Origin of the sequence: Granulosicoccus antarcticus IMCC3135 (assembly GCF_002215215.1) — a bacterium.
GTDB lineage: Bacteria > Pseudomonadota > Gammaproteobacteria > Granulosicoccales > Granulosicoccaceae > Granulosicoccus > Granulosicoccus antarcticus.
The window spans coordinates 4792563-4811004 of sequence record NZ_CP018632.1; the positions used below are offsets into that span (position 1 = coordinate 4792563).

Sequence of the window (18442 nt, forward strand, 5' to 3'; positions counted from 1 at the left end):
CTTGCCTCTGTATGGTTGGATACCCTACACGGCCTTCCGCGAAATTCTGGCCCACGCAATTTTTACAACCTCTCAGTCCAACGGCCATCCCCGCTCAACGTCAAGCACAGTGTCGTTGATCGATACGGTAGTGTTGCCTGCCTGTTGCTCCACTTTTATATTCAGAACCTGAGTACCGAGACGTAACGTGGCCTCATATCCAGGCCAGGAGGATGGCAGAACGGGCACAACATACAACACTGAACCGCGACGTGTAATGCCCAGTATGGACTCTACTGCAGCCCTGTATAGCCAGCTCGCAGATCCTGTATACCAAGTCCAGCCGCCGCGTCCGGCACGCCCCTCACCCGCATAGACATCGGCTGCTACGACATAAGGCTCGACACGATAGATATCCGCAGACTCCTTGTCAGTGGCGTGCATGACTGGATTCAGTCGTTGCCAACAGGTGTAGGCGTCATCACCCCGGCCCAGCTGCGCCAGGGCAATAACCACCCAGGTTGCCGCATGTGTATATTGGCCGCCATTTTCTCGAACCCCCGGAGGGTAGCCTTTGATATAGCCAGGTTCTTTATCTGTATTAGCGAACGGAGGCACAAACAACCTTATCGTGTCAGTTTTGTTATCAACAAGACGCTCCAGCACACTGTTCATGGCCTTGGCCGCACGTGTCGGACCTGCCAACCCTGACATGACACTCCATGACTGGGCTATCGAATCGATACGACATTCCACACTGGCCGATGAACCCAACGCTGTGCCGTCGTCGTACCAGGCACGCAGGTAATGATCCTGCTCCCAGGCGTCACTTTCCAACGCAACCAGCAATGCGTCAAGATGCGCCTGCCAAAGAGCCACACGTGATGTATCACCGCGTTGCTCTGCCAACGGAATGAATCGTGAAAGGGTACTGGCCAGAAACCACCCTAACCAGACGCTCTCACCACGTCCCTGTTCACCGACTCGATTCATTCCATCATTCCAGTCACCGCCGAGCATCAATGGCAGTCCATGCACGCCAGTGCGTTTCATGGCCAGTGCCAGAGCACAGACGCAGTGCTCGTACAACGCAGACTTCTCCTGCGAGGTGTCCGGCAAAAACATCCGGTCGTGCTCCCCAGGCTCAAGCTCTGGCCCTTCCAGAAAAGAGAGCTCCTCATCCAGAATGGCAGAGTCGCCAGTCACTGACACATAATGGGCTACGCCGTAAGCCAGCCACACCACATCATCGGATATCAGCGTTCGCACACCCACGCCACTGCCCGGCAGCCACCAGTGCTGGACATCACCCTGGTAGAATTGTCTCGAAGCTGCATTGAGAATCTGTCGACGGGCAAGCGAGGGCTCATGCAGCAGGAACGCCATGGTGTCCTGTAATTGGTCACGAAAGCCGTACGCGCCACTCGCCTGATAAAAAGCCGCACGTGCCTGCAATCGACACCCAACGCTCTGATAGGGCAACCAGGTATTCACTAATAGATCCATGGCTTTATCTGGTGTTTGCACTTGCAGAACATCTGTCAGTCCATGCCAGCGTTGCCGAACGGCTTCGAGCGAATCATCAAACGAATGTTGCCTGTGCTTGTGCACAAGATGAAGTGCCTGATATTCCGAGCTTGCATCACCCAACATAAAAGTGAGTTGCTGTTCTTCACCGGCTTCCAGCGTCACATCAACAGATAGTGCAGCACAGGGGTCCCGTGTATAAACCCCTGTCGCATCACTCAGCAAATCACCCGTGAGCATGGGCTGCGGCAACCAGACAGTGCCATCTCCCAGTGCGGACTGACGGTGACAGGTCCACGACGAGAGCGGGCGATCGCAGGCAACAAACGCTGTATGAGCTGCGTAGTCATTGCTGTATGGGTTGCTCGCCAGCATTACTTCGTCGCTGGAGGATAGACGTGCATTGATGGTGGATGCCGTACGTGCCCTGTCGTTACCCAGAACCCATTCGACATAGTGATAGATACGCAAGCTGCGCTTGCGCGATCCCGAGTTGCACAGTGCCAGACGCGTCAGCTTCACGGGGTCTGTGACGTGAACCGTTTGCAACAACGACAGCGACAGTGTCTGCGTTTTACTGGAGAATCGACTATAACCCAGACCATGCCGTATCTCGAACTGATCCTGCCCTGATCCACAGAGTGCCGGCATGGGGCTGCAGACAGCGCCGGTATCCAGATCCACAATCAGCCAGGTTTCTCCGGGACGATCGACAACCGGATCATTGCTCCAAGGTGTCAGTTGATAATCTCGCGAGTTACTGCTCCAGGTATAACCCGTTCCCTCGGCTGAAACATGAGCACCAAAATTGTCGTTCGACAGTACGTTTATCCATGGATGCGGCGTCGCATGCCCGGCGGGCAGGTTAATCACGTACTCTCGCCTGGCTTCGTCAAAACCGCCATAACCGTTCCAATACTGCAACTGCGAACCTGCATCCGGAGGAACTGCTACATCTTCGCGTCGTGACGCATGCAACACTTGCGGAACCAAAGGCCTGGACCTGGAACGCCGCCCACGGACTCGCCATACCCGTTTCGCCCGCTCTATCTGAGTCGTGAATTTTCCATTACGAGCCTGGAAAATGACCCTTGCCGTCGCCATCAGACTTTTATGAAGCGTATCGGGAATCAGATCACGCCTTAGCGCGAAGATATGATTGGCGCCATCACCACTACTTCCACGTAATCGCGCATTTTCACATAGCGCTTCTATGGCAAGCTGCAGATCCTGGGTATAGGAACTCAACCTCTCATTGACAACAACCAGATCGGTCAGAAACCCACGTGCCCGGAAGTACTCCTGCGCACGCAAGGATTTTCTGACTATCTCGATATCGGTTTCTGCATCAATTCGCAGAATCAGAATCGGATAATCACCTGATATACCCAATGACCATAACGTGGACTGCTGGGACAAGGCATGATCACTGGCATCTGGTCCCAGAATACTTTGTGAAAAAATCAGATGACTGGCCAGAGTCTGAAAGACAATGGCCTCTTCGGGTGACATGCCCACGTAGCGCAGCTGCACCTGGGAGCGTGTCCAGGCATGCATCGCTTCACGCTCAAAACACTCCGGATGCTGCAATCGGGCAATACCGGTCTCAAGCTGCGCACCGGAAGGTGCGGCCAGCGTCCAGAAAATCATGCTTGTCTGTTTGCCCGCAGGGATTCTTATCGTTCGGCGCAGTGCAAACACCGGATCCAGCGTGAACTCACTGCCCGCGGTAAATACAGCATCCTTATCGAACGCTGCAGCAATATCGAGACGACGCCCTCGACCGATAAACCGACGTCGATCGGTCTCCGCTTCCGTATTCGATTTGTTGCGCTGGCTACTGACCACCAGATGCGCAACCTCCATATCTGGCTCATCATGCCTTCGGCGGTTACGAACCGCGCGTATGACGCTTTTATCAGCAGAGACAGTCGTGCGCACGAACAACTTGGAGAATGCCGGGTGCGCCTTGTCGGCACTCGCCAGCGACAGCACTGGCTCACTGTAGCTGGTGACATCCAGAAATCGCTCTTTGTCACCGTCATTGAATAGGGTGATGCGATGCCCCTGAGCATCAGTCTCACTGGCAACAATGACCTCCACCAGAGTACGCAGCGAGCCGACACGTTTGTGGAACTCTGCCCGGCTATCAGAGAACACTGCCTCACAGACTTCTCCATTTGCCCGGCGAGGCTCAGCCGTTGCAGACCACCATTCACCGCTTTTCTGGTCACGGACAAAGAGAAACTGCCCCTGATGAGCTTCGTTGACGTCTGCCGTCCAGCGATTCACAGACAGGCCATTCCAGCTGGCATGTCCAGAACCCGTAGCAGTCATCATCAATGAATAGTGCCCATTGGATAACAGACTGACTGCGCGCTCACTGGCCACAGGATCAGTAATCGTTCGATGAACCGGCCCCAAGGGCTCGTTCCGACCCGATATCAGATCTGCCTCATGCTGATTGACCGACGAGACAGGCACGTTGCGTGGCGCATTCTCCTGTAACAGCAGCTCAGCGGCTTCTATGACCGGATCGCTATGAAAACGGGTACGCAAACGGCCCTGAAAGACCACGTTGGATATCGCCAGAATCGACATTCCATGATGATGCGCCATGTAGTTTCTGACAATTGCAAACCGGGTGTTCTCGGGTAGCCGTGAGTGGGTAAAATCAATTGCGTCATGAAAACCATAGCGGCCAAGTGCGCCCATTTTCGTCAAACGATCAAGATTGACGATGGCTGCACGGGGTTGGTATTGAGCGGCAAGCATGGTGGCATAGGGTGCAATGACCAGATTCTCTGCCAGCCCCCGCTTCATGCCCAGCGTCGGCACACCAAAGTTTGCATACTGGTATGTCATCTCCTGGTCCCGAGCATTGAATGCCGACTCGGAAATGCCCCATGGCACCTTGCATTGTCGGCCATACTCGATCTGTCTTTTTATGGCCTGTGCATTGGACTGAGAGAGTATTCCACCAGGTTGCTCCTGCATGACAAGAGGCGGCATCAGATACTCGAACATTGATCCTGACCAGGAAACAAGTGCCCCAAGGTTGCCCACAGGAACGATGGGGCGTCCCAGACGAAACCAGTGTTCGGTCGGCAAATCGCCCTTGGCGATACCGAAGAGACTGGTCAGTCTTGCTTCAGAGGCAAGCAGGTCATAGCACGACTGATCCAGCTCATCGGTGTCCGGCCGGTAGCCTATCGCCAGCAGTCGGCGCTCGGGCCGCAGAAGAAAGGCAAAATCCATATTGAATGCCAGAGTGCGTGCACGGTCCCGCAAGAATTCAAGCCGAGAGCGCAAGACCTCAACAGCGGCTTGCTCCAACCGCGTATCCTCCAGCGTTGCCCGGCAGTTCTGCGTCACCGCATGCGCCCATTCGATAAGCGCACCCGTTCGTTGCGACCCGGTTTCCAGATCAATCTCACGGGCAAGCTTTTCGATATCCTCTGCCATTGTGAGCAAATAGCTGGTCGTGACAGCGGCAAATTCCGGCTCGCGAATCAGGGCATCGGTCGTACGTTGAAAGCCATTGATGCGCTCCTCGAGGCGGCGTCGCAGAGGTCGAAGACTACGCCTGTCATCAGGCACGGCGGCCAACTCTTCAGCCACGATGGAAATGCAATCAGCGATTCCTTCATACCCTGCCTGCAGATAGGCATAGGGTGCCTCAGCCCAATCGCGGCAAGTCGCTGAAAGTGTAATCAGGTGTCCGGCCAGATTGCCACTATCCACCGCTGACACGTAAGGAGGCTGAAGCACCTTGCAGGTTTTCGTATCGTACCAATTGAACAGATGACCGCGATGCTTGTCCAGAGCTTCCACCGTAGCCAGCGTATCTTCGATTCGCTGCACCGTATCCTGAATAGCAATCCAGCCGAAGTCACGAGCAGATATCACAGACAACAGGTAGAGCCCGATATTGGTCGGAGAGGTTCGGTTGGCAACAACCGGCTCCGGATGTTCCTGAAAATTGTCGGGTGGCAGACTATTGTGCTCTGGCGTGACAAAAGTCTCGAAGTAATGCCACGTACGTCGTGCAATTGTGCGGAATTGGCGTCGCTCCTCGACACTGACTTCAAGCCGATCCTGAGTCTCAGCCGATTGACTGACCTTCCATGCCAGCAATGGCGAGGCGACCCACAACGCACATAACGGTGCTGCCACTAACAGCGTGTCGTTTCCGGCCGCCATTGCCAGTAAAAAACCAATGCCACCAATCAATACTGCACCGGGCATGACACGATAATAGTCCGATATGCCCCAGTTGGCGCCAGCATGTGCCTGCGCCGCTGTGCGCCATTCCAGCAAGTTCTGACGACTCACAAACAGGCGATACAGAGTCCTGCCGATGGCATCTGCCATGGACACGGCACTGTGGGCGATAAAGACAATGCGCAGAAGGACTTGTGAAGTTGCCGAGCCAATCTCGGTGATCACGGAGCTGATATGTACCCTCAGCACACGTTCATCCCCTGCCGGAAAAATCCCTTCAACAACACTCAGAGTTGGTGCGATGAACAGACTGAGAAAAAGCGCCAACTGCCAGATGACGCTGTCATGGAGAGACAGAAGCGTCCACCCCAGCAGCGATGCCAGTACCCAGGCAATCGGTACCAGAGAGCGTCGCAGATTATCCAGCATTTTCCATCGACCCAGCGAAGAAATACCCGCATCAGCTCCCAGTATCAGAGGTAATAGCTGCCAGTCACCACGTGCCCAACGATGCTGACGAGAGGCTTCAACCTCGTATTTCACTGGAAAGTCTTCTACCAGCTCGACATCGGTCACCAGTGCGCTTCTGCCCACCGTGCCTTCCAGCAGATCGTGGCTCAGTATGGTGTTGTCGTCGAACCGCTCGTCAAGCACCGCTATGACGGCATCAACGTCATACAGGCCCTTGCCGGTGAAACTGCCATTGGCAGTCAGGTCCTGATACACATCTGAAACGGTGAAAACGTAGGGATCCAGGCCTCTGTTCTGTGAGAATGTATGCTGGAACACCGAAGCCTCATCTCCGGTGGTCAGAGAGGGCATGACCCGGGGCTGCAAAATGGCATGACCCTGAACCACACTATTGCTGATCGGGTCTATCTGTGGGCTATTCATCGGGTGCGCCAGCTTACCGACCAGCCGCGTTACCGAATCACGAGTCAGACGTGTATCCGCATCGAGTGTCATCACGAAGCGGATATGATCTGGTAGGTCCGTTTCTACAAAGCTGGTGTCGCTACGACCACGCAACACGCGGTTCAACTCGATCAATTTGCCGCGCTTGCGTTCCCAGCCCATCCAGGTGCCTTGTGACTCATTGAATGTGCGATTGCGATGCAATAAATAGAAACGTGTACTGCCGGTATGCGCATAGCGTTCGGCCAGTCTGGCTATTTCTGCCTGAGCGTAGGCCAATAATTCTTTGTCATGATCGTTCACCGGAACATCGGCATCGACCCAGTCACTAACCAATGCGTAATAGAGTTCACCACGGGTACTGGCAAGATAGTGGACTTCAAGATTGCGTACCAGATCATCGATCGCATCACGTGAACTGATCATGCACGGCATGACAACCAAGGTCCTGGACTCCTGTGGTACGCCATCGGCATATTCGTAGCCAATAAGGCGCGCCGGTGCTTTCATATGCGTCACCAGGAAGTTGAACAGCCCGGTTGCTCCTTCGGTGGCGGGCAACGTTGCCAGAAATCCCAGCAACAAGGCTTGCCAGACAGGCAGACCGGCACTCAACACAAACAAGTAAGCAGCTATCAGTGCCAGCAACGTCAGCAGGCCAATCGGGATTGCAATGGCTTTCCACCCAAAGGCGACCCAGGTGCGCAGAATCCGGTTGGATATAGAGGGCTGCGCACCTACCAGCCGCTCGAAGCCAGCTCGCCCATCACCGATAAGATAATAACCAACATAGTCTTGCGTTTTTAGCGCGTGAGGCCCCACACTCGAATCAATGGCTTTTTCAATGACAGTGAGCTCATCCAGACCTGACTGTCTGGCTATCGTTTCTATGGCGTTGCGATATTGATCCTGAGAGGTGAAGTCCAACTGGTCAAATCCGTCACAAGATTGCAGCATCTCATCAACCTTGCTGACCGTCTTGAACCATTCCGTCCAGTCGATATCGTTGATGGTTCGCAAACTTCTGATGATGTTGCCTATGCGAACCGCACCGGCAGAGAGTCTCGATTGCTCAGCGATCAACACCTCCTCCGAGTCACTGCCCTGCTCTTCCAGCCGCTCCTCAAGCCAGATGCTACATTCGTGTGCCTGCACGGATGCATCCCGTAAGCGGTAGATAAGCTGGCTTGCAAATGAGTAATCAATATCGTTCGGTGTCTCACGCTGGAGCAGCGAGAGTCGCAAATCGCTTGACTGCTCAAGCAGCACTTGGTCAGCGATATGATTGGCACTTGCACGTGATAATCGCCGCTTCTGAATCTGTACGGCCAACGTACGCAGCTCTTCTATAAGCAGGAAGCGCAGCAATGAGGGGACGGCCCACAACTCTCCAATTCGGCACGGCACGCTACTTTGATAGCCTTCTATAGCAGACGTTACGCGCGTCGCGGTTACCTCACTGTGCGAATGCCTGAGATACAGGAATGCCAGCGCCGTCATCCTGGGCACCTTGATCCCTTTGTTTGTCTCAATAGTAGGCAACTGTCGATAGAAACGCGGCGGCAAGTCACGACGAGCCTGTTGGATGGTTTCCTCAATAAGAAAGTAGTTGTCGAGCAACCATTCGGCAGCAGGTGTGAGAATTTCACGTTTTTCAGCTGCCGTTAAGAGACTGCGATAAACCGCCTCAATGTCATGCTTGTTTTTTAGCTGACGTGCGCGAATGTCAGTGCCAGTGAAAACATCACACTCCACCCGTGCACTGATTCCAAGCTCTCGCCCAACGTCTCCAAGCTGCTTGCCAGACAGGTATTCAAGTTCATAGGGTGGATGAGTGGACATAGAATTTGCTTGAGCGATGTTCATGATCGGCTGTACACCTCGATTACGAAGCAAAAGCGTGATAGTGAGCCCGTGTTGCAATCGGTGCCAGATTTGCAATTTTTACTGTAATTACTTTTTGGAAAACCGGTATATATAAATAACCAGCTGTCCCTGCGAAGCGGCAACGTCAATATTCTGTCTTTACTTTCCTGAAACTAGCCTCTAATGTGACGATACGGAGTAGAAAACGAACATGCAAAGCAACTTTGAAAATCAAATATCTTTCACCACAAGCTGATGCACAAGCTCAGATGACACGTATTTCTCTGTAGGAGAGAGAACCTTGGAAGACTGGCCGATAAAAGTCGAATTGAACGATATCTCTAAAAGCATCAGCCCTATTGCAAGTGCACCTACAACGATTACGGCATTTGTAGGGCTTGCCTCTCAGGGTCCCGTCAACACAGCCTGTTCAATTCACAGTTGGCAAGAGTTCGAAAATCAGTTCGGCACTTTGTCGATGGAATCAACGATGAGTTTTGCCGTGCGGGATTTTTTTGCAAACGGAGGTCGACACGCCGTTATCGTCAGAATCAACGACAAAGACAATGAAAACCCGAATCCCACCATCGCTAGTCTCGACTCTCTGAACGCTCTACCTGTTATCAATTTTCTATGTATCCCGCCACCCAGTTTCTACAACGATATTGAAGATCATGTCTGGCGCGATGCGGCCCTTTACTGCGAGCAACGTCGTGCCCTATTGATCATTGACCCCCCTTCCAGCTGGACATCCGGCTCGCAAGTTGTTGCAGACATGACGGCTGGCAGAATTATCAACAGCCCCAGTGCCTTGATTTACTTTCCTCGACTGCAACAGAAGAACCCTCTGCTCGACAACCAGACTCAAACTTTCGTCCCTTGTGGAGCTGTGGCTGGCACTATTGCAAGAATGGATGAACAGACAGGCGTCTGGAATTCTCCGGCCGGTGTTTCAGCCAGAATCATGGGAATCGACGATCTGTCCGCCTCAGTGAGTTCATCTGAATACAGTCAACTCAATGTCTTGGGTGTGAATTGTCTGCGCAACCTGCCTCGCTACGGGCATGTTATCTGGGGAGCTCGAACCCTGCATTCCAGCAACTCCAGCAAGGACTGGAAATACCTGGCGGTACGCCGGACTGTTCTGCACGTAGAACAAAGTCTCACACTCTGGTTGAGCCAGATCGAATTCGAATCAAACTCAGAAGCGCTATGGTCGGAAATCCGCAAACATACCAATATCTTCCTCTACCATCTATATCAGCATGGTGCGTTTCAGGGTCAGTCTGTCGAGGACGTCTATTTTGTACGTTGCGATGAAACAACGATTTCGCTTGCTGATATCTCAGCCAGAAGAATCAACCTCATGGTGGGGCTGGCGTTACTGAAACCCGCTGAATTTGTCGTCATTACCATACGATTCAAAAACTGAACAATCAGCACAGCATCAAACTCAGGACGCTAGAACGAGTCGATAAACCACACCAGCCACAAAGTGATGGATGGAAATACGACCAGAATGACAACGCGCACAACATCAGTCAATACAAATGGCAGAACACCACGGTAGGTATCCTTGATGGGGATGTCCTCTGACATCGAGTTGATGATGAACAGGTTCATGCCCACCGGAGGCGTGATCAAACCGACTTCCACCACAATGAGAACCAGGATACCGAACCACAAACCAAAGTCATCCGGGCTCATGCCAAAATCCAGTACGATCATGATCGGGTAGATGATGGGTACGGTGAGAAGCACCATCGACAGGGAGTCCATGATGCAACCAAAAGCCAGGTACATGAACAGCACCGCAACAAGGACCAACCAGGGTGAGAAGCCCTGAGCACCGACCCACAAGGATGCCGTTTGCGGCAGCTGGGTCAGAGCCAGAAAATTGTTGAAGATGCCTGCCCCCAGAATGATCAGAAAAATCATGGCGGTTGACATGGCCGTCGACAATAGAGATTTCTGCAATTTCGCCCCACTCATCTGACCCGATACCAAAGCGACGATACCCGTGGCCGCAGCACCGACCGCTGCAGCTTCGGTCGGCGTGAAGATGCCCGAATAAATGCCACCAACAACGATCAGAAATATGGCAATTACAGGCCAGACCTTCGCCAGAGCACGCAATCTTTCGATCCACGGCTTGCGCTCCTGAAGGGCCGAGGAATTGGGAAATACCCTGACCCAGATCGAAATGGCCATGATATAGCCAAAGGCAGCCAGCAGCCCTGGAACCAGTGCGGCCACAAACAGCTTTTCTATATTCTGCTCAGCCAGAATGGCGTAGATAACCAGTATGACTGAAGGCGGAATGAGGATTCCCAATGTACCGCCCGCCGCCAGCGCTCCTGTTGCCAGTGAACCCGGGTAGCCGTAACGGCGTAATTCTGGAAGAGCAACCTGCCCCATGGTCGCAGCGGTCGCCAGCGATGAGCCACAGATCGCCCCGAAGCCTGCGCAGGCACCAATAGCAGACATGGCAACGCCGCCACGCTTGTGTCCCAGAAAGCTCTCTGCTGCGCGAAACAGCGAGGCGGACATACCCGATAGTGTGGCGAACTGCCCCATCAATAAAAACAGCGGGATGATGGAAAAGGAATAATTCGAAAATGTTCCATAGGTCAGCGTCTTGAGCTGATTGAGCGTCATCAAGGGTGTGCCGGTCACCAGATAAGTTCCACCGAACCCGACCAGTAGCATGGAAAGCGCAATGGGAATGCGCAGAAAGATGAGCAGTAGCAGCACAGGAAACGAGTACAGTGCAAGATCAAAATCCGACATCAGAGTGACTCTTGTGCCAAGGGATTAACCACTGCTCGTCCAGAGCGAAGCACACAAAAAGCGGCAACAACGGCAAACACTACAGCCCCTGCCAGACTGGCAAGATAGCCCTGCCAGACCGGAAACTGCAGGATCAATGTCGTCTCGTTGTAGCGCAATTTATCCAGCATGCCCAGATAGAGTCTCCATGCACCAATGGAGGCTATGAGCAACATGCCCAGATCCACCACCACATCGATAATACGATTCATCAAAGCTGGATACGCGGACTTGAACAGGTCTACTGATGCATGACCGCGTTGCAATTGACACCACGGCAAGAAAGCGAAGACAGCTGCCGCCATGCCAATCTCAGTGATATCATAGATCCCCTTGATGGGGCCAAGACCCATATTGAGCGGGATCAAGGCCCGCCCAATAATGGATACGCAAGTCAGTAGAATCAGAACGATCAAAGCGGCCCCACCCAGTAGTGCCATGCCCCGTGCCAGAAAATGCGCACACCGGTTCAGATACGAATACATCATGCGCAGACTCCCAGGAATTTGACTACCTGGCTTTCTCGACAATCAGTGCCTTGGCCCGCTCAATCAAGGCTTCACCGTCGATGTCTTTTTCAGACATATCCGCCACCCAACGTGTCACTACCGGTTCAGCAGCTGCCTTCCAGCGAGCAACTTCAGCCTCATCCAACTCCCAGATAACGTTCTCGTCAGAGGCAACAGCAATGTCGCGTCCAGGCTTGTCATTATCGGCAAGGACCTGTCCCGCAATTCCTGACAGTCTGGCGCCTGACTCAGCATCCAGAATGGCACGCAAATCATCAGGTAAAGCGGCGTATTTATCCTTATTCATGACCAGCACGATGGTGGCGGTATACAGCGCTTCGGCACCACCGAATTCGGTGTGATTATCCACCAGTTCAGTCAATCGAATGGACGGCGTCACTTCCCATGGCAGCACCGTGCCATTAACAACACTCTTCGAAAGTGCCTCTGGGATTGATGGTAGAGGCATGCCCACTGGCGTGGCTCCCAGCTCCGACAACAAGTCGTTAACAATGCGCGTAGGACCACGCAGCAACTTGCCTTTCATATCTTCAAGTTTGGCCACCGGCTCATCGGTGTGAATAACCCCCGCTCCATGCACCCATGCACCTAACACCTTCACATCCGCATATTCGTTTTGCTGGAAGTCCTCTTCTACCATCTGCCAGTACGCCAATGAAGTGGCCACCGGATCAGTCATCATGAAAGGTAGCTCGAACACCTCTGTCCGAGGAAAACGTCCGGGCGTATAGCCAACCAGTGTCATCGAGATATCAACAACGCCATCTCGTGCCTGATCCATCAATTCTGGTGGACGTCCACCCAGAGCCATTGCGTCAAAATGCTGGATCTTGATACGTCCTTCCGAGAGTTCCGCCAAACGCTCTCCCCACGGTTTGAGTATCTTTGCGGGAATCGTGGCAACAGGCGGCAGAAACTGGTGCAGACGTAGTGTCACGTCTTGCGCTGTCGCAAGCGCCGGTAATAGAGAGAAAGCGAGAACAACTGTTGCCGCCACTTCCAGGTTGAAACGTCTTTTCATCGATTTACTCTCAATTGTGTTTTGTGCATTGAGCCTACGCACCAAGTATCAGTGTAAAGGCTTTTTTTCCCACATGGTTATTGACAAGCGTTGAACTTCGTGCAGTGACATCATTTCGAGACCTCTGACGCATCTGGCTTAACTGGCAAACTGATACCGCTCCAGCACAAAGTCTGGCAAAGCCTGCAACTGAACACACTGATTGTAGATTTCCCCAAGTGATTCGTCTGCATGTATGCCGCTTCTGATCAGTACAGAATCCAGTCCGGCCTGCTGAGCTCCCGCAATATCATGTACGGGGCTATCACCGACACACACAACACCCGACTGATCAACATCACCGAGCCAGTCAAAGGCCGCTGCATACATCATCGGATAAGGTTTGCCGATCCGATGCACTGTGCCACCCAAAGCTTCATAGAGCTCGGCCACCGCCCCGGGTCCATAGGTGGTGCCGAACTGGCTGAGCCTTATGGTATCCGGATTGGTACACAGACAATGAATACCTTTGTCTGCCAAAGGTGCCAGCAAAGTGCGGTAGCTCTCCAGCGATACATGTCGCGGATCACTTCCAGCGATAAGCAGCAGTTGCGCTTCCTCACTATTCCTGGCCACCCGAAGCGGCAAAGCATCCAGGTGCGCTGCTGGATTTTCGGCAATCACCAGAACAGCGACGTTGCGCGACAAGCCAGCTTCTGGCAGGTTCATGAGATAACTGTGAGCCAGCTCACCGGAGGTCAACACCGTCTCGAAACTTGAGCGACTGAACCCCAGAGACAGTAGCCGCTGGATGTTCGGTGCGGAGCGTTGTCCCGAATTAGACAAAAGCACAACTCGCTTGCCCAATGCCGATAATCTGCGCAAGGTATCCGGTGCGTGTGGATAGGCCCCTCTATCGTGTAGCAACACGCCGAATTGATCGACCAGAAACGTATCATAGCGCTCAAGCAGCTCTTCAATACCTGTGATTGATTTGAACCCGGTCATTTCGATCTTCTGCTTGCCAACTTCATTCTCAACCATCGGTATTCCTGTGCCCCTGTTTTCAATGAACTGCGTCTGATACTGTCAAGGCTTGTCACACCAAAGATTTCCAAGATGCAGGTTGATCGTCACGCTCGTCTGCTGGCAACTGAGTCAAAATGCTCGCTCTTGTCCGTCGAATACCGACTAGCACCGGAGCACCCTTACCCCGCTGGTCTCAATGATTGTATTGAAGTCTTTCGCCAACTACACCACGTGCGTGCAAGTTACCCCGGCACTCAAGGCCCGACGGCCGTTGCAGGCGACAGCGCTGGTGCTAATCTCGCACTGGCACCTCTGCATGATCTAGGACGTAAAGCCTACTGCTCGCACAGTGTGCAGGAGCAGGCAGGACTGAACTCTCAGAGACCGGCGATACTTAGTCTACTGCAATAACGGCCCTACTTTTCTGTCGTCTCACCTCGCGTCCATGGCGTGATTTGAAACCCCCTTTCGCGAAACTTGTCTGCAAGCTTCAGTCTGTACACATTTCCAGGAGCAGACTCGTCAACAGGAAATCTTTCCAACATGCTGATGTCGGATTTTAGTTGATCACCGGTGTAGTTGCCTTTGTCAAATAATAATAGGGCTAAATCGTACCTGCCTATCATAATCGCAAGAGACATAACACTCCTCGGAGCGCTATCAGGAAACTTGATCGATGGCGCAATAGTAGGATCAGCTCCCGCGTCTAGCAAAATCCCCAACGCCTTCGTATTCTCAAATCTCAGAGCACAGGCTAAGGGCAGAGAAATAGAAGAACTGATATCGATTTGGTGATAATTCACATCGTATTCTTTGTCGATCAATAGACGTAGAAATTGCTCGCGGCCTTCCGCGGTTACTGCACAGAGAACCCAACCCTCCTGTGAATCATCTAGCCACTCGACTGGGCTTGCTCCAAGTGATAGATGGCGATCAAAGTCTTCCAGACTGCCAGACAATACCGTATCTCGTAATGCATAGTCTTCAGCATCAGCAGTCACTTCATGATGCGGTAACTCTCTGGAAAAAATAACTGAACTGTAGAAATTCAGAAAGGAAAGCGCTAAAGCCAACAGTAATAACTCACTTCCATTTTTTTTTCTTTGCCAAAAGACTATCGATCGAAGAAAAGCCTCGGCGACAAATTCAATATACTTCATACACATTGATTCCTAGTGATCAATTCTGACAGTGATTGCTGTACAGAGTCCATTAGATGCAGGAGTACCCCAAGCCGACCTTGATAAAAACTGTAGGGATTTTGACTAAGATTTTCTTGTATCCAAGAAAACTCAGGTTTTGGCAGGCTATTGACAGTGCCAGGAGGAAGGCCCATAAAACTGATATCAGTCTGCGCCTGACTAAGAATTTCACCAACGACGCTGTAAATCTGTGTATTACTCTGCGCTTGCCCATAGTCCACACCCAGCCCAATTGCTGACTCTTCGTCCAAAGCTGCAGGATTGAAAACCGTGGCCTCACCTCCAACCGACGAAGCTGCTGCAGTAGCCAACCCACCGCCCAATGAATGACCGACGAATTGGAAATTCACGTCGGGTGAATTCTCTACAAGCCTTTTAGCGAGTAGCACTGCTTTCTTGTATTGAAACGACGAAAAACCCAACTCCTGCTCTAGGTTGTTCCACCAATCCCCTCCACTCGTAAGGTCAGTCCCCGCAAAGGAAACAATATACTCATCACGTGCTTTGTCATAAAATATTTCCGCATGAAACGAACCCTCGTGCAGATCTTCAAGCCCAATTGAAAGGTCATCAAGATTCGCCTCCACAAACCGCGTATCACAATCCGCATCCACATAAGCACACTCAGCCACTTCAGCATAATCCCGAACTCTCAAAAGAGCTGCACAATCCTCCAATGGATTCTCGCATGGAATACTGTCAGCATCATCGTCAGACTTGGAGCTGCGTTGAGAACTACTTCCATCTCCGTTCAGAGATTCCTTTCGCCTCGCCTCATCCAGCTCTTCACCTGTGATGGTACTACCGACCTCCAACTGATTCCCCGCCTCCCCCAGGAACTCATGGACAGTCCCCTGCATAAATGCCTTCTGGGCAAGCGCGGAGAACAAAACCTGCTGATTGGTTCCGGTAGCACGAATCTGCTCGAAAGCTACCCTCAACTCTGCAATCGTGGTTGTCTGGCCAACGTTATAGTCCTCCAGCATTCCACTTTGCCAGTTAACGTCGACAAGGCGACCAACCTGATCGTATTTTGATTCCAGAATATGGGTACTTCCATCACGCCTCAGGGTGAGCTGAATGGTGGAGGGATAACCCAGCGAATCCACTGCCAGCACCATCAATACATCGTGCGGATAGTATTGAACTCTGTCACTGGCTTCATTCGATCCATTCGGCAGTCTGTCAATTTCAACTTCCCTGCCTTTTGATACTTCAATCGCATTCTTGACCAGTTCAAAAATATGTCCAGTCTCATCCTGCCTCCAAGAATATATCTGTGTGGAACCATTCGAAAAAACCACACGGGTTTCACCCTTATCACTGTCGTCACTATTCGAATATTCCAGTGTCAAATTCGGTGGCCCTGCCTGGCTTCCATCAGCTCGAATGCTACTGCCACTTCTATAACTGATAGCGCGTCCTAGTTCATCGTACTTCCAACGCGCGAACACTTTCCCCCTGCTATCACTACGCTCTGTTAACAGTGACGTGTTCAGGGGATCCTGATACCCATAGCGACGACCTGTATTTCCTTGTGCCCCCAAAGGATACTCAACTGAGACAAGATTCTGAATCTTTGAGTAATTGAAACTCACCTGCTCGCCGTCGGCCAACATCACCCGAACCAAGTGACCGGATGCAGCTGAACCATTGATCCCCTCATAAGCAGGCAACCCGACGCCACCGGGTGCATACTGAAATACCAACGAGCGTCCAAGCTCATCAGTCACAGAATACAGCCGAGCCTCCTTGTAAAACAGGTTCAGGCTTCCACCATCGGCGAAACTGATCTTTGTCAGAAATGAGCCAAAAAACGCAAAACTACGACCATCGGGTAACTGCCAGACGTATCGATCCGAGGACGTTTCGATTAAACGCCCATCTGCCTCATTTGCAGGAATAAACTGATCACCCCGCCGCCTGAAAACAATAACCCGCCCATCCGATTGCTCGATACGACGAACATCATCACCATCGGACGCCAGGCCAACAGAATAGGTATGCCTCCAACCATTGCCCAGTCCAATATTCTGAGCCGTATTGGAGCTGTTGTAGTGTCTGACCAGCGACAGATGGGAATTGCCCAGCTTTATATCCACTTCGCTCTGGTATTTATTACCTGACACCACATCAATCGGATTGCCGACATGCGCCGAGGTTGCAGAGTCCGGCGGATTGCTTCCCACATCACGACTGACACTGCAAGCAGGTTGCCCATTGGACACACTCGCGGGACATTCAAGGTTGGCGGCCTGCAAGCCTGAGCAGTACTGCATTAATGCAAACAATGCCAGCATCGACAAATAAAGGCGCTTAGTGGCGCGTATCCATTCCATAGACAATTACCTGATCCTTGGTAAGGTCACTTCTTGACCTGCCTTCAGGCTAGCCTGACTTTCCATGGATGGCAAGATCAATTTCCAAAAAAACACACTCCCAACATGCAACCATTTAGTTGCATATAACGAAAATCCATGCTCTACTGCCTACCACTGTTCCAATCAATCAACGAGGCACGCAATGCAAGACATCATTCAACGTGAGATCTCGATCAATGCTTCACGCGAGAAGATCTATGAAGCGATAAGCAATCCTGAGAAAGTAATTCAATGGTTTCCTGAAACTATCGAGGGTCATTACACTAAAGGTGAACAGCCCGTTTTCGGATTCGGGGATCATGGGAAAAATCAGGTTTATATTGTTGATGCGGTGCCCGTCGAATACTTTGCCTTTCGCTGGGTTCCAGGTGGCAACCACTTCATAGGCGATGTTCTCAGTGTGGCCACCACGCTGGTAGAGTTCCAGATCTCAGAAGAACAGAATGGTAGCTGTCAAGTGACGGTGAAGGAGAGTGGATTTGCAGGTCTTCCACATGACATCGCAGAATCCAGCTTCAACCAGAACTCCGGAGGCTGGGAATTCATGCTTGGTCGATTTGAATCATATTTTACGGAACAATAAGTGTCAGTAGAAAGCATATTCAAAGCTCTGGGTGATCCGGTTCGTCTGGAAATCGTAACTCGATTATCAGACGGATCCACCTACACGATCGGAAAATTGTCCGAAGATCTGGGCGTTTCCCGACAAGGCGCACGCAAACAAATACAAGCCCTGGCCTCTGCGGATGTCATTCAGCTCCACCCTGCTGGCCGTGAAACACAGGTCACACTCAACAGCGCATCGCTGCAAGAGGCACGACTCTTCATCACCCAACTAGAGCGACAGTGGGATCAACGCCTGTTGGCATTAAAGCAGATGATGGAAAAATGAGCAGCCTCAGCCTATAGAATAAGACTGTATTTATATACAGTTATAAAACTTGCCTATGAAACCATGCA

Annotated in this window: 11 protein-coding genes and 1 pseudogene; 4 read left to right on the plus strand and 8 right to left on the minus strand. The window is 52.0% G+C overall.

Annotated elements, in window-relative coordinates; translation table 11 throughout:
- Window positions 1–72 precede the first annotated feature (72 nt).
- Window positions 73–8487, minus strand: coding sequence for a GH36-type glycosyl hydrolase domain-containing protein (locus IMCC3135_RS20810; RefSeq protein WP_205737645.1), 8415 nt, complete (start codon window positions 8485–8487; stop codon window positions 73–75).
- Between the two features lie 325 nt (window positions 8488–8812).
- Here IMCC3135_RS20810 and IMCC3135_RS20815 point away from each other — a divergent pair, with 325 nt between their 5' ends.
- Window positions 8813–9943 (plus strand): phage tail sheath family protein, encoded by a 1131-nt coding sequence (locus tag IMCC3135_RS20815; protein WP_088919349.1) that lies wholly within the window; start codon window positions 8813–8815, stop codon window positions 9941–9943.
- A 29-nt stretch (window positions 9944–9972) separates the two neighbouring features.
- Here IMCC3135_RS20815 and IMCC3135_RS20820 read toward each other — a convergent pair whose 3' ends face one another.
- The 4 genes from IMCC3135_RS20820 to IMCC3135_RS20835 all read right to left on the minus strand — a co-directional run bounded on the left by IMCC3135_RS20820 (window position 9973) and on the right by IMCC3135_RS20835 (window position 13914).
- Window positions 9973–11301: a TRAP transporter large permease gene (locus tag IMCC3135_RS20820; RefSeq protein ID WP_088919350.1), complete on the minus strand. Its 1329-nt coding sequence runs from the start codon at window positions 11299–11301 to the stop codon at window positions 9973–9975.
- The gene (locus IMCC3135_RS20825) at window positions 11301–11828 is read right to left on the minus strand and encodes a TRAP transporter small permease (protein ID WP_205737646.1); all 528 of its coding nucleotides are present in this window, start codon (window positions 11826–11828) and stop codon (window positions 11301–11303) included. Before IMCC3135_RS20825 ends, IMCC3135_RS20820 begins: the two co-directional genes overlap by 1 nt.
- Before the next feature lie 22 nt (window positions 11829–11850).
- Window positions 11851–12891, minus strand: a complete 1041-nt coding sequence (locus IMCC3135_RS20830) for a TRAP transporter substrate-binding protein (protein WP_088919352.1) — start codon at window positions 12889–12891, stop codon at window positions 11851–11853.
- Between the two features lie 138 nt (window positions 12892–13029).
- Window positions 13030–13914, minus strand: coding sequence for a TIGR01459 family HAD-type hydrolase (locus IMCC3135_RS20835; RefSeq protein ID WP_088919353.1), 885 nt, complete (start codon window positions 13912–13914; stop codon window positions 13030–13032).
- Window positions 13915–13989: 75 nt separating this feature from the next.
- Between IMCC3135_RS20835 and IMCC3135_RS35630 the strand changes: the two genes are divergently transcribed.
- On the plus strand, window positions 13990–14310 hold the full coding sequence (locus IMCC3135_RS35630) for an alpha/beta hydrolase fold domain-containing protein (RefSeq protein WP_088919354.1): 321 nt from the start codon (window positions 13990–13992) through the stop codon (window positions 14308–14310).
- 5 nt (window positions 14311–14315) lie between these two features.
- Here the strand turns inward: IMCC3135_RS35630 and IMCC3135_RS20845 are convergent, their stop codons facing one another.
- The 3 genes and pseudogenes from IMCC3135_RS20845 to IMCC3135_RS35635 form a co-directional block, all read right to left on the minus strand.
- Window positions 14316–15059 carry an ankyrin repeat domain-containing protein gene (locus IMCC3135_RS20845; protein ID WP_088919355.1) on the minus strand — a complete coding sequence of 248 codons (744 nt, stop codon included), beginning with the start codon at window positions 15057–15059 and terminating at the stop codon, window positions 14316–14318.
- Window positions 15056–16834: a Tle-like phospholipase domain-containing protein gene (locus tag IMCC3135_RS20850; protein ID WP_157736155.1), complete on the minus strand. Its 1779-nt coding sequence runs from the start codon at window positions 16832–16834 to the stop codon at window positions 15056–15058. The genes IMCC3135_RS20845 and IMCC3135_RS20850 overlap by 4 nt, the downstream gene beginning before the upstream one ends.
- A 252-nt stretch (window positions 16835–17086) precedes the next feature.
- A pseudogene (locus tag IMCC3135_RS35635) lies at window positions 17087–17440 on the minus strand (DUF6531 domain-containing protein); the annotation flags it as partial.
- Window positions 17441–17624: 184 nt separating this feature from the next.
- On the opposite strand from IMCC3135_RS35635, the gene IMCC3135_RS20855 reads away from it, so the two are divergent.
- Both IMCC3135_RS20855 and IMCC3135_RS20860 read left to right on the plus strand, forming a co-directional pair.
- Window positions 17625–18065, plus strand: coding sequence for an SRPBCC family protein (locus IMCC3135_RS20855; protein ID WP_088919357.1), 441 nt, complete (start codon window positions 17625–17627; stop codon window positions 18063–18065).
- Window positions 18066–18374, plus strand: a complete 309-nt coding sequence (locus IMCC3135_RS20860) for an ArsR/SmtB family transcription factor (RefSeq protein ID WP_088919358.1) — start codon at window positions 18066–18068, stop codon at window positions 18372–18374. It begins immediately after the preceding gene.
- Window positions 18375–18442: the final 68 nt, after the last annotated feature.